This is a genomic window from Paenarthrobacter sp. TE4293, from assembly GCF_050435325.1.
Lineage (GTDB): Bacteria > Actinomycetota > Actinomycetes > Actinomycetales > Micrococcaceae > Arthrobacter > Arthrobacter nitroguajacolicus_C.
Genome location: NZ_JBNJRY010000002.1, coordinates 62709 through 75707 on the forward strand (window position 1 = coordinate 62709; position 12999 = coordinate 75707).

A 12999-nucleotide genomic window follows, 5' to 3' on the forward strand; every position below is an offset into this window, starting at 1 on the left:
AGCGAGCGTTCGGTTTAAACACGTGAGAGGTGAGAGGGGATCAGCGGGGAACAGGCTGGAGGTGAGAGGGGATCGTATTAGGCTGGGGACCGTGACCCGATTGATCCTCGCCTCCCAGTCCCCCGCCCGCACCAAGCTGCTCACGGAAGCCGGGATCCGGCATGACGTCCTGGTTTCAGACGTTGACGAGGACGCGGTGCAGGCCAAGTACGGCGTAACAGACGCACACGATACAGCGCTGCTGCTGGCTCGTGCCAAAGCCGAGGCCGTAGCCGCCCTCCCCGACTCCGAAGGTGCCCTGGTCATCGGCTGCGACTCGGTGTTCGAGTTCGACGGCGAATCCCACGGCAAGCCGTACACCGCGGAGGTCGCGCGGGAACGGATGTTGCGTATGAGTGGCTCGCAAGGTGTGCTGCACACCGGCCATTGGCTGGTGGACTGCCGGGACACGGCCGCTGATGCCGACGAGGAAGATGCAACTGGAAATGAAGCCCCGGAAGGCACAGGCGCCACCGTCGGCGCAGTGTCAAGCGCCGAGGTCCACTTTGCCCGGATGAGCGCACGGGAGATCGACGCCTACATCGCCACGGGAGAACCCCTCCACTGCGCGGGTTCCTTCACCATCGACGGCCTGGGCGGGGCCTTCATCCGTAAGGTGGACGGCGACCCGCACGCCGTCGTCGGGCTTTCCATCTCCACTCTCAGGGACTTGCTGGTCCACGCCAACGTGGGTATCACCGAACTGTGGGACATGGACGAGCAGTAGAAGCTATTTGTAGCAACCCTACAAAGGAACATCGCCTCACACACGGAATCCCCCATCAATATGGGCGGAACCCTCACAATCGCGCTAGGCTCCTCAAGGACAGAAGGAGTCAACAACTTGTCAGCTAACCCGGCGCAGCCCATTTCCAGCCCTCTCACCAAGGTCTTGATTGCCAACCGCGGCGAAATCGCGGTCCGCATCATCCGAGCCGCCCGGGACGAAGGCATTGCCTCCGTAGCGGTTTACGCCGACCCTGACCGTGACGCACTCCATGCCCGACTGGCCGACGAAGCCTACGCTTTGGGCGGCAACACCGCCGCTGAGTCGTACCTGGTGATGGACAAGATCATCGATGTCGCCAAGCAGTCCGGCGCGGACGCAATCCACCCCGGCTATGGCTTCCTCGCTGAGAATGCCGGGTTCGCCGCCAAAGTCATTGATGCCGGCATCACCTGGATCGGCCCCTCCCCTGAGGCCATCTCAGCCCTGGGCGACAAAGTCCAGGCACGCCACATCGCAGAAAAGGTGGGCGCACCCCTGGTTCCCGGTACGGCCGATCCTGTGGAATCCGCAGACGAAATTCTGAAGTTCGCCGAAGAATTCGGGCTTCCGGTGGCCATCAAGGCTGCCTTTGGCGGCGGCGGGCGCGGCATCAAGGTCGCCCGCACCATGGACGAAATCCCCGAGCTCTACGAATCCGCCGTCCGCGAAGCCGTTGCAGCTTTCGGCCGCGGCGAATGCTTCATCGAGCGCTTCCTTGACGCTCCCCGCCACGTCGAGACCCAGTGCCTTGCCGACTCCTTCGGCAATGTGGTGGTCGTCTCCACCCGCGACTGCTCACTGCAGCGCCGCAACCAGAAGCTGGTTGAGGAAGCCCCTGCCCCGTACCTGAGCGATGAACAGGTCAAACGTCTCTACGAGTCCTCCAAGGCCATCTTGAAGGAAGCCAACTACCTGGGCGCCGGAACCTGCGAATTCCTTGTGGGCCAGGATGGCACCATCTCCTTCCTTGAGGTCAACACCCGCCTCCAGGTGGAGCACTGCGTGTCCGAGGAAGTCACGGGCATCGACCTGGTCCGCGAGCAGTTCCGCATCGCCCGCGGTGAAGCACTCGGCTACGACGACCCCGAGGTGCGCGGCCACTCCTTCGAGTTCCGCATCACCGGTGAGGATCCGGGCCGCAACTTCATGCCTGCCCCGGGCACCATCAGCACCTTGAAGAACCCCACCGGCCCCGGCATCCGGATCGACTCCGGTGTGGAGCAGGGTGACGTCATCAGCGGCAACTTCGACTCCATGCTCTCCAAGCTGATCGTCACCGGCGCTTCCCGTGAGCAAGCCCTTCAGCGTTCACGCCGTGCCCTGGAAGAGATGGTGGTTGAGGGCATTCCCACCGTCATCCCATTCGACCTCGCCGTGGTCACGGACCCCGATTTCGCCCCTGCGGAAGGACCGTTCAAGGTTCACACCCGCTGGATCGAAACCGAGTTCGTCAACAGCATTCCGGCGTGGTCGGCCGGCACTGCCGGGACAGAAACTGCCGACGCCGGTGAGCGCCAGCGCGTCGTCGTCGAGGTTGGCGGCAAGCGTCTTGAGGTCGTCCTGCCGTCCGGTCTGGGTGCCGGCGTCGCCGCCGTTTCCAGCGGCTCAGGTGCCAAGTCCGGCAAGTCCAAGAAGCGCTCCCGCTCGGCCGGTGCCACCGCTGCTGCTGCGGGCGGCAACGCACTCACCTCCCCCATGCAGGGCACCATCGTCAAGGTGGCAGCCGCCGAGGGCGATGTTGTGGCCGAGGGCGACCTGATCGTGGTGCTGGAAGCCATGAAGATGGAACAACCCCTCACCGCCCACAAGTCCGGCACCGTTCGGGGCCTTGCCGCCACCGCCGGGGAGACTGTCGCGGCGGGCGCAGTCATCGCCACCATCGAGGACTAACCGCAAAAAAGCTCTTAACGACGGCGGCCCCGCACCATTGGTGCGGGGCCGCCGTCGTAGGTGGACTGCTTAGGACACGTTGTTCTCGTAGTCCATGTCCTTGGTTTCGCGCGTCAGCCAGAGGGCGATAAAGGTCACCACCGCTGCGGCAGCCATGTAGGCCCCAACCAGCCAGGTGCTGCCGTTGGCTGCGGACCAGAGTGCGATGGCCACGAACGAAGCAGGAGCCGCGCCAATCATGGACGACAGGTTGTACGCCACCGCGGATCCGGTGTAGCGGACGTTGGCCGGGAACAGCTCCGGAAGAATGGCCGCCATGGGACCGAAGGTCAGGCCCATAAGGGTGAAGCCGACAATGAGGCCCACCATGGCCGCTGCCTGGCCGGGGCCAAACATGGTGAACCAGAGCGCACCGAACACGAAGATGCCGGCAGTGACGCCCAGCAGGAATTTGCGACGACCCCACTTCTCCGCGAGCGGACCGGAAACGACGGTGAAAATACCGAAGAAGACGACGCCGATGATCAGCATCCAGAGGAAGTCGGACCGGGTGATGCCCAAACCGGGGACAAACGCTGCGATCTGGTCAGCCGTCATGGGCTTGCCGGCCTTTTCAGCTGCTGCCTGGGCACCGGCCAAGGTGGGCTTGGTGCCGTAGGACAGGGTGAAGGTGGTCATGATGTAGAACAGCACGTACGTGGCAAACATGATGAACGTACCGGCCACCACCGGGCGCCAGTGGCTCTTGAGCGTGGCGGCGAGGGGAAGTTTCTGGACCTTCTCCTGCTCGATCACCTTGGTAAAGGACACGCTTTCCACCAGCTTCAGGCGGACGTACAGACCCACGATGACCAGGACTGCGCTCAGGATGAACGGAACGCGCCAGCCCCAGGCAAGGAACTCTTCGGCGCTCAGCGCAACGTTCATCCAGATGAAGATCACGTTGGCGATGATGAAGCCGATGGGTGCACCCAACTGCGGGAACGTTCCGTAGATGGCACGCTTGCCCTCGGGCGCATTCTCCGTTGCCAGCAGCGCGGCACCGGACCATTCGCCGCCCAGTGCCAGGCCCTGGAAGAAGCGCAGGATCACAAGCATGATCGGAGCGAGGATTGCCCAGCCCGGCATGGAGGCCGTAGGCAGGAGTCCGATGAGGAACGTTGCAATACCCATGGTCAGCAGCGAAGCAACCAAGGTGCCCTTACGGCCGATCTTGTCACCAAAGTGCCCGAAGACGACGGCGCCGATGGGACGCGCGAAGAAGGCGACACCGAAGATGGCGAACGCGCTGAGCAGCGCATTAATGTCAGTAGCGTCGGGGAAGAACAGCTTCGGGAAGACGAGTACCGACGCGGTGGCATAGGCATAGAAGTCGTAGAACTCGATCGTCGTGCCGATCAGGCTCGCGAAGATCACCTTGCCCCGCGAGTTCACCGGCTTGGTGGACTCGCCTTCCTTGGATGGTGCAGTGGAAGACATGTATTTGCAGCTTTCTTTCACGCCGGCCGATGCCTCAGGAGCCTACCCGGCGAAGGATTATTCGAGAGTTCAATAATAGTTCCCGCTGTCCATTGAATGGACAACTAAGTCCACCATGCGGACGATCGTAAAAGTCCCACACTGTGGTCCGCGCCACAATACCTCACCACGGCCTCACGCGCCGGTGACCCCGCCGATAGGGAAATGTCACAGGGCGTTTACAAACGGCGACCGTCCGCGAAATGCGCCAAACCTACCTTGGAAGAACAACGTCCCCCACCAAGGAGGCATTCCGTGACTGTTGACCGCACCGCAGATGCACTGGCTCCCGTCCAGTCCACTGCCACCGCCACTTCCACCCTTGAGCACCGCCCCGGCCGCTGGATCGCCAACTGGGATGCCGAAGACAAGGGCCAATGGGAGTCCGAAGGCCGGTCCATCGCCAAGCGCAATCTCTACTGGTCCATTTTTGCCGAATTCCTCGGCTTCGTCGTATGGCAGTTGTGGTCCATCGTGGTGGTCCAACTGCCCGCAGCCGGATTCACTTTCGATACCAACCAGATCTTCTGGCTCATCTCCATCCCCAGCCTCGTAGGCGCTACGCTCCGTATCCCCTACACGTTCATGGTTCCCAAGTTCGGTGGCCGGAACTGGACCATCGTCTCGGCGCTGCTCCTGCTGATCCCCACCACGGGCCTGGCCATCTGCGTTTCCAACCCGGAAACACCGTTCGGCGTCATGCTGCTCATGGCAGCCCTCGCCGGTTTCGGTGGCGGCAACTTCGCCAGCTCCATGGCCAACATCACCTTCTTCTACCCGGCCCGTGAAAAGGGTTGGGCGCTGGGACTGAACGCAGCCGGTGGAAACCTGGGTGCCGCCGTCGCGCAGCTTGTTGTCCCGATCGCCATCACAGTGCTGGCTGCCGGAACCGTCAACCTGCCCATGGCAGGCATCATCTGGATTCCACTGATCCTCATTGCCGCTTTCGGTGCCTTCAAATACATGAACAACCTCACCAGCGCCAAGGGCGATGTGGCCGGCTCACTCGCCGCCGTCAAGGAACCGCATCTGTGGGTAATGGCGTTCCTTTACATCGGTACGTTCGGATCCTTCATCGGCTTCGCAGGGGTCTTCCCCAAGCTGATCAAGGACTACTTCCCGGACTTCTCCTCCATCCATGTCGGCGCAGTGGCACTCTCCCTGGCCTTCCTCGGCCCGCTGGTTGGGTCGCTCGCCCGCCCTTACGGTGGCCGCATGGCCGACCGCATGGGTGGCGCCCGCATGACCATTACCTCGTTCGCTTCCATGGCCGTCATCACCCTGACCATGATCTGGACGCTCCCACTGAAGAACTTCTGGCTCTTCCTCACCCTCTTCCTGCTGCTCTTCCTGGCCAGCGGCTTCGGAAACGGTGCGACCTACCGGATGATTCCCGTCATCTTCGCAACGTCCAGCCGGGCAGCACGCTCGGGGGCATCCAGCGCCACCACAGCCCGCCTCGCCTCTTCCTCGCTCGGCCTGATCTCCGCGATCGGCGCCTACGGCGGCTTCGTGATCCCCCAGGTACTCAATGCCTCCAACACGGCCAGCGGCTCCTACACCCCCGCGTTCTACGGATTCGTTGGAGCCTACGTCCTGATGCTCACCGTCTGCTGGGTCTGCTACATCCGCCCCGCCCGGAAGCGCAACATGATCGGACACATCTAGATGCCCAACGGCGCCGATACCCACTGCCCCTACTGCGCGCTCCAGTGCGCGATGACGCTGACCCCGGCTGCACCTGCAGTTCTAGAGGCGGCGGCAGCGCCGGAGACAGCACCGGCTGCGCCCTTGGAGGTTTCCGGGCGCGACTTCCCCACCAACCGGGGCGGGCTGTGCCGCAAAGGCTGGACATCGGCGTCGTTGTTGCGTCATAACGGCCGCGTCACCGAACCGATGCTCAAAGGCTCAGACGGCGTCCACCAGCCAATCTCCTGGGACCAGGCGCTCATGCTGATCACCGCAGCCGTGAAGGACACCCAGCAGCAGTACGGGAACGACGCCGTGGGTGTTTTCGGAGGAGGCGGCCTCACCAACGAGAAGGCGTACATGTTGGGCAAATTCGCCCGCCTTGCGCTGCGCACGTCGCGCATCGACTACAACGGCCGCTTCTGCATGTCCTCCGCTGCCGCCGCCGGGAACCGCGCCTTCGGCGTGGACCGGGGCCTTCCCTTCCCCGTCACGGACCTCGACACCGCGTCCGTAATCCTCATGCTCGGATCCAACGTTGCCGAGACGATGCCGCCGTTCGTCCAGCACCTGCAGGGCGCGCGGGACGCCGGCGGCCTGATTGTGGTGGACCCCCGCCGCTCGGCGACCGCAGCGTTCACGTCCGACGGCGGCGGCCTCCACTTGCAGCCGACGCCCGGTACTGATTTGGCCCTCCTTTTGGGCATCAGCCACGTAGTGGTCCACGAGGGGCTGGCCGACTCCGCGTACATCGAGGCCAACACCAGCGGCTACGCTGCGGTGGTTCGGAGCCTCAACGCGTTCTGGCCCGAGCGCGTCCAATCCATCACCGGCGTTCCCGCCACGCTGATCCGCGAAACCGCCCGCCGCCTGGCGCAAGGAGCCCGCGACGGCGGCAGCTACATTCTCAGCGGCCGCGGCGTGGAGCAGCACGTCGACGGCACGGACACCGCCACCGCCGCCATCAACCTCAGCCTGCTCCTTGGCCTGCCCGGGTCAGCCCGCAGCGGCTACGGCACCCTCACCGGCCAAGGCAACGGCCAGGGCGGCCGCGAACACGGCCAGAAGGCCGACCAACTCCCGGGCTACCGCAAGATCACCGATCCCGCCGCACGCGCCCATGTGGCCGGCGTGTGGGGCATCGATGAGTCCCTCATCCCCGGTCCCGGCCTGCCCGCCGTCGAACTCCTTAAATCGCTCGGAAGGCCCGACGGCGTCCGGTGCCTTTTCGTCCACGGCGCCAATGTGGTGGTGTCCGCACCCGATACCAACGCCGTGCTCCAAGGACTTCGCAGCCTGGACTTCCTGGTGGTATGTGACTTCTTCATGTCAGAAACCGCTGCCGAAGCCGACCTGGTGTTGCCCGTGACGCAGTGGGCCGAGGAAGAAGGCACCCTCACCAACCTCGAGGGCCGCGTGATCCGTCGCCGTCGCGCATTGAGTCCTCCCCCGGGCGTCCGCAGCGAGTTGTGGCTCATGGCCCGGCTGGCAGAACTGCTTGAGGCCCCTTCAACGTTCAGCGATGATCCCGAGACTGTTTTTGAAGAACTTCGCTTGGCGTCTGCCGGGGGCCTGGCCGACTACTCCGGGATTGACTACGCCATGTTGGACAACGGCGAAGCCGCCTACTGGCCCTACCCTGTGGGTAGCACCGGGACTCCGCGACTTTTCGCCGACGGGTTTGCCCACGCCGATGGCCGGGCCGTCATGGTTCCGGTGACCCCGTCCAAGCGGGCCGTCCGTTCGTTTGCGGATGATTCGCTGGCCCTGGCTACCGGCAGGCTCCTGGAGCATTATCAGTCCGGCGCCCAGACCCGCCGCGTCCAGGAACTGATGGCCTCGCAGCCGCAGGCCCGGCTCCTCATCCACCCGGGTACGGCCGCTGCCCGCGGTATTGCCGATGGCGACTACGCCACCGTGACCAACGAGCGCGGTGAAGTGCTCTGCCGCGCCGAGCTCAGCACTGCTGTCCGCCCGGACACTGTATTCCTGCCGTTCCACTTCCCTGGCCAGGAAAACGCCAACCGCCTCACCGAAGCGGCAACAGATCCCCTTTCCGGCATGCCGGAATTCAAGACCAGCCGTGTATGGGTCCGGCGGGCAGTCACCACCCAGGACCCGTACACAGTTCCGGCCGGTGCGCGACTGCCACTGCGCGTCAAGGAGGCCTCATGAGCGAGCGCATTGTTGTTGTTGGATTCGGACCGGTCGCAGCACGGCTCGTCGATGAGCTGCTTCCCGCCGTCCGCACGGGGCTGGTGCAGCTTCTCGTAGTGGGCCAGGAGGCAGAAGCTGCCTACAACCGGGTCATGGTTGCTGAGCTTGGCGTCGGCCGCACAACGGCCGGGGCTCTGGCCATGGCCGATGCGTCCGAGTTGGAGTCCGACGGCGTTGACGTTCGGCTGGGCACCAAAGTCAAGAGGATCGACCGGGCGCGTCAGCAGGTAGTCCTTTCCGATGGCACGTCCGAACACTACGACCGCCTGGTGTTCGCCACCGGTTCGCGTCCGGTCATACCGAACCTCACCGGACTGAACCCCGACCCAGCCCGGCCGGTACTGCCCTCCGGAGTGACTGCCTTGCGCGACTTGCGGGACGCGGCTGTGCTTCGTGCCGCGGTTTCCAACGGCAAGCGCGTAGTGGTCCTGGGCGGCGGTGTCCTGGGTTTGGAAACTGCCTTGGCTGCTGCCGAGGAGGGCGCTCACACAACTGTGGTCCACAACGGGCCCTTCCCGCTCGGCCGCAGCATTGACCGCGGCAGTGGCTCCGTACTGACCAACAGCCTGCGTGCCGGCGGAGTCCGGATGGCCGGCAACGCCCGCTCCACCGGGATCGAAACATCCGGCCCTGACGGCAGCTTCTCGGCGCTGTTGCTGGACGACGGCTCAGCGATCGACGGCGACCTGCTGGTCTTGTCATGTGGTGTCCGCCCCCGGATCGAACTTGCCGAGGGCTGTGGACTTCCTACCGGCGCCGGCATCCTGGTGGACCACCATCTCCGGACCTATCACGAGCCCCACATGTTCGCGATCGGCGATTGCGCCGAAGTACGCTGCCCGGATGCATCCTGCATCGACTGCCGAACTGCGGGTGGGCCCTCCGGTTTAGTGGGTCCGGGCTGGCGCCAGGCAGAATGGCTGGCCGGGTACCTGGTAGTCCTGGCCCGTGATGGACAGGAGGCCGCGGATGGACTTGAAGCACTACCCAAGGAAAAGTCTGGCGTGGTGGTCCTGAAGGCACGCGGTATCAACCTCGCGGTGGCCGGCGACAACCAAGCTGATCCATGGGATGAGGAGTTGCTGGAAGCCGGCGCAGCGTCAGGGCGTCCCCGCCGCCAGATTTCCCAGTGGGCCGATCCCGAACATGGCCGCTACGTAAAGATGACCACCCGCGGCGGGGTGCTTGAAGGCCTTGTTGCCGTGGGCATGCCCAGAACGGCTGCCGAGCTGGTGGTGCTGTTCGAACGTTCCTCGGAGCTGCCCGCGGACCGATCGCTCCTGCTTCGACTGGATGGGCCCGACCAGCTGGACGCCGGCGCTACCAGCAACGATCCCCAGCGGACCGTGTGCCGTTGCGCCGGAGTGAGCGCGTCCACCATCTCGGACTCCGTGCTGGAGGGCTGCAGCACAGTTGGCGAGGTCTCCAAGACCACCCGCGCCGGCACAGGGTGCGGAGGCTGCCATGGGGACATCAAAGGAATCATCGAGAAACACTTCCAAACGGCTGCCGCCTGAGACCACGGGGGCCCCGCAGCTGGCGCCGGCCCCGACCTCGCTGGAACGCTGCGGGATCGCCGGTCCGGACCGGCGATCCCGCAGCATTCCAGCGTTCTCGCGTCACCAGATCAAGGAACAGGCCTAGAATTCCGGAGTGAAGGTATCCGAACCCGCCCCTGGCGTCCATTTTGTTGAGGGACCTGCGTCAAACTGGGTCCTCGTCCGTGATTCCTCAGGCTTCATGATGATCGACGGCGGCTACCCTGCCGACCGCGACCTCGTCCTGGAATCGATCCGGGGACTGGGATTGGCCCCGGCCGATGCAAAGGCCATGCTGATCACGCACGGCCATGTGGACCACACGGGATCCGCGGCCTACTTCTCGCGCACTTTCGGAACACCCATCCTGTGCTCCCCCGCTGAACTCCCCCACGTGCAGGGCAAAGAGAAACACCAGGTGACGTTCGGCCAGGTCCTGGTCCGAGCCTGGCGTCCGCGTGTTTTCCGGTGGCTGCTCCACGTCATCAAGGCCAAGGCCCTGCAGGCCGAGCCCGCGACTGATGCCCGGGCCTGGACCGAGGAAAAGCTCCGGAGCCTGCCCGGCCAGCCGCGGGCAATACCGCTGTCCGGACACACTCCGGGCAACAGCGCCCTGCTTCTGCCCGGGGCCGGTGCGATCGCCGTGGGTGACACTTTCGTCAGCGGTCACCCGATCAGCCCGGCATCCGGACCCCAGATGCTGCACAGGATGTACCACTCCGATGCGGCGGCAGCACTGGCCTCTGCCCGGCAGTTGGAGAGTGTCCAGGCCAACGTGATCCTGCCAGGACACGGCGCGGCCCTGCACATGCCGCTGGCTCAGGCTGTGCAGACACTCCGCCACTAGAAGCAGAAACGCCCGTTTCGATGGCTCGCTGCGCATGGTGCCGTGCGAACGGCATGGTGTGCAGCGAAGCCCCGAAACGGGCGCTCGGGCTCTGACTGTGGGAGCTACATGTGGACGTGCAAGCGCCGTGCGGCCTCCGAGATGGAACCAGTCAGGGACGGGTACACCGTGAAAGCGCTGGCGACGTCGTCCACGTGGAGTTTCTGGGTCACGGCCACGGAGATGGGGAAAATGAGCTCGGATGCGTTCGGGCCAACCACCACGCCACCGATCACCGTGCCCGAACCCTTTCGGGCGATGATCTTGACGAACCCGTCCTTGGTGTTGCGCATCTTGGCGCGGGCGTTGCTGAGCAAGGACAGCATCACCACGTCGCCCTGGTACTTACCGGATGCAAGATCGGCCTCGGAAACACCCACGGACGCTATCTCCGGAGAGGTGAAAATGTTGGACGCCACCTGGTTGAGCTTGAGCGGTTTCACGCCGTCGCCCATGAAGTGCGCGATCGCAATGCGACCCTGCATGGCTGCCACGGATGCCAGCGCGAACACGCCTGTGCAGTCACCGGCCGCGTAGATGTTGGGGGCCGTGGTGCGGGAGACGCCGTCGACTTTGATGTGGCCGGACTCAGTGAGGGTTACCCCGGCTTCTTCCAGGCCAATCCCGGCCGTGTTCGGGATGGAACCAACGCACACAAGGCAGTGCGAACCGGTGACGACCGATCCGTCGCCCAAGGTGACCTTCACGCCGTCGTCCGTCCGCTCGACGGCGTTCGCGCGGGACTTTGACAACACGCGCACGCCGCGACGCTCAAAGACGCCTTCCAGCAGCTTGGCCGCGTCAGTATCCTCGCCGGGGAGGACCTGGTCGCGGCTGGAGATGAGGGTGACCTTGGAGCCCAGACCGTTGTACGCGGACGCGAATTCGGCGCCGGTGACACCGGATCCCACCACGATCAGTTCGTCGGGAAGTTCGTCCAGGTTGTAGATCTGGGCCCAGTTGAGGATGCGTTCGCCGTCGGGCTTGGCCGTGGGGAGTTCGCGCGGGTGGGCGCCGACAGCCAGCAAAATGGCGTCCGCGTCAATGGTGCGGGTGCCGTCGATGGTCAGGACCTCGATGGTGTTGTTGTCCAGCAGCTTGCCGGAACCAATGACGATCTCCACACCCAGGCGCTCCAGGCCTGCACGGATGTCCTCAGACTGTCCATGGGCCAAATTCAGCACGCGGTCGTTGATGTGCTTGAGGTCTGCGCGGGGTTTGGAGGCGGTACCGTCGCCGTCGAACTTCACTCCCAGCTCGTCCGCCTCACCGACGCGGGTCATGAGGTCAGCGGTGGCAATAAGGGTTTTGGACGGCACGACGTCGGTCAGCACGGCTGAGCCGCCGAGGCCTGCCCGCTCAACGATGGTGACGTGGGCGCCGAGTGAGGCGGCCACCATGGCAGCTTCATATCCGCCGGGACCACCTCCCAGGATCGCGATACGGGGGGCACTGAAGTCAACTTGGGTGGTCACAGTCCTCAATTCTCTCTCATTGCCACGCCGGCTGCCACTCAGCCCACCCTCACCACGCCCGAGGGTCCCTACCAAAGTCCTGCGGCCGCAAGGTAGCTTGTACCAGTGAGTAACACTGAGCTGATGAACACAGACCCTTTCGAAGCCGCACAGGCCGCAGCAGACTTCATTGCCGCGGAGACCGGCATCGAATCCCACGACGTAGCCCTGGTGCTCGGATCCGGCTGGGCGGAGGCCGCCGACCTCATCGGCGAAACCACCGCCACACTGAATGCTTCGGAAGTTCCCGGCTTCCACAAACCAGCGGTGGTGGGCCACGTAGGCACCATCCGCTCCGTCCTCACCAAGGAGGGCAAGCGCGCGCTGGTCCTCGGTGCCAGGACGCACTATTACGAAGGCCGCGGCGTGCGCTCCGTTGTCCACGGCGTGCGCACTGCGGCAGCAGCGGGCTGCAAGACCCTGGTCCTGACCAACGGCTGCGGCGGGCTCAACGAAGACTGGACCCCGGGCACCCCTGTACTCATCAGTGACCACATCAACCTCACGGCGACCTCGCCGCTTGAGGGCGCCACCTTCGTCGACCTCACCGACCTTTACTCGTCGCGCATCCGCGACCTCGCCCGGGAAGTCGACGCCTCCCTGCAGGAAGGCGTGTATGCGCAGTTCACCGGGCCGCACTACGAAACGCCGGCAGAGGTCCAGTACGCAAAGCGGATCGGAGCAGACTTGGTGGGCATGTCCACTGCGCTGGAAGCCATCGCCGGCCGCCACGCCGGCATGGAGGTTTTCGGCATCTCCCTGGTGACCAACCTCGCAGCCGGCATCAGCCCCGTTCCTTTGAGCCATGCCGAGGTCCTCGAGGCCGGCCAGGCTGCGGGCAAGCGCATTTCGAAGCTCTTGGCAGACATCATCGCGAAGCTCTAACCATCCCGACGACAAGAACGGGGCCACACGTTTCGGCGGTGGGCCCCGTTCTGC

Annotated in this window: 9 protein-coding genes; 7 read left to right on the forward strand and 2 right to left on the reverse strand. The window is 64.5% G+C overall.

What is annotated here, in order from left to right:
• The first annotated feature begins 91 nt into the window (after positions 1–91).
• Both QF015_RS03740 and QF015_RS03745 read left to right on the forward strand, forming a co-directional pair.
• Positions 92–766 carry a Maf family protein gene (locus tag QF015_RS03740; protein WP_429387125.1) on the forward strand — a complete coding sequence of 225 codons (675 nt, stop codon included), beginning with the start codon at positions 92–94 and terminating at the stop codon, positions 764–766.
• A 60-nt stretch (positions 767–826) separates the two neighbouring features.
• Positions 827–2698: an acetyl/propionyl/methylcrotonyl-CoA carboxylase subunit alpha gene (locus QF015_RS03745; RefSeq protein WP_429387127.1), complete on the forward strand. Its 1872-nt coding sequence runs from the start codon at positions 827–829 to the stop codon at positions 2696–2698.
• Positions 2699–2767: 69 nt separating this feature from the next.
• Here QF015_RS03745 and QF015_RS03750 read toward each other — a convergent pair whose 3' ends face one another.
• Positions 2768–4177 (reverse strand): MFS transporter, encoded by a 1410-nt coding sequence (locus QF015_RS03750; protein WP_310201527.1) that lies wholly within the window; start codon positions 4175–4177, stop codon positions 2768–2770.
• Positions 4178–4471: 294 nt separating this feature from the next.
• Here QF015_RS03750 and QF015_RS03755 point away from each other — a divergent pair, with 294 nt between their 5' ends.
• The 4 genes from QF015_RS03755 (at position 4472) to QF015_RS03770 (ending at position 10507) form a co-directional block, all read left to right on the forward strand.
• A complete protein-coding gene (locus tag QF015_RS03755; RefSeq protein ID WP_310201529.1) occupies positions 4472–5884 on the forward strand; it encodes an MFS transporter in 1413 nt (470 codons plus the stop codon).
• The gene (locus QF015_RS03760; protein ID WP_429387131.1) at positions 5885–8080 is read left to right on the forward strand and encodes a molybdopterin oxidoreductase family protein; all 2196 of its coding nucleotides are present in this window, start codon (positions 5885–5887) and stop codon (positions 8078–8080) included.
• Positions 8077–9639: an FAD-dependent oxidoreductase gene (locus QF015_RS03765; RefSeq protein ID WP_429387134.1), complete on the forward strand. Its 1563-nt coding sequence runs from the start codon at positions 8077–8079 to the stop codon at positions 9637–9639. The genes QF015_RS03760 and QF015_RS03765 overlap by 4 nt, the downstream gene beginning before the upstream one ends.
• Positions 9640–9775: 136 nt before the next feature.
• Positions 9776–10507, forward strand: coding sequence for an MBL fold metallo-hydrolase (locus QF015_RS03770; RefSeq protein ID WP_429387137.1), 732 nt, complete (start codon positions 9776–9778; stop codon positions 10505–10507).
• Positions 10508–10611: 104 nt separating this feature from the next.
• On the opposite strand, the gene QF015_RS03775 is transcribed toward QF015_RS03770, so the two are convergent.
• The gene (locus tag QF015_RS03775) at positions 10612–12021 is read right to left on the reverse strand and encodes an NAD(P)H-quinone dehydrogenase (protein ID WP_429387140.1); all 1410 of its coding nucleotides are present in this window, start codon (positions 12019–12021) and stop codon (positions 10612–10614) included.
• A 123-nt stretch (positions 12022–12144) separates the two neighbouring features.
• Here QF015_RS03775 and QF015_RS03780 point away from each other — a divergent pair, with 123 nt between their 5' ends.
• The gene (locus QF015_RS03780; RefSeq protein ID WP_429387143.1) at positions 12145–12945 is read left to right on the forward strand and encodes a purine-nucleoside phosphorylase; all 801 of its coding nucleotides are present in this window, start codon (positions 12145–12147) and stop codon (positions 12943–12945) included.
• Positions 12946–12999: the final 54 nt, after the last annotated feature.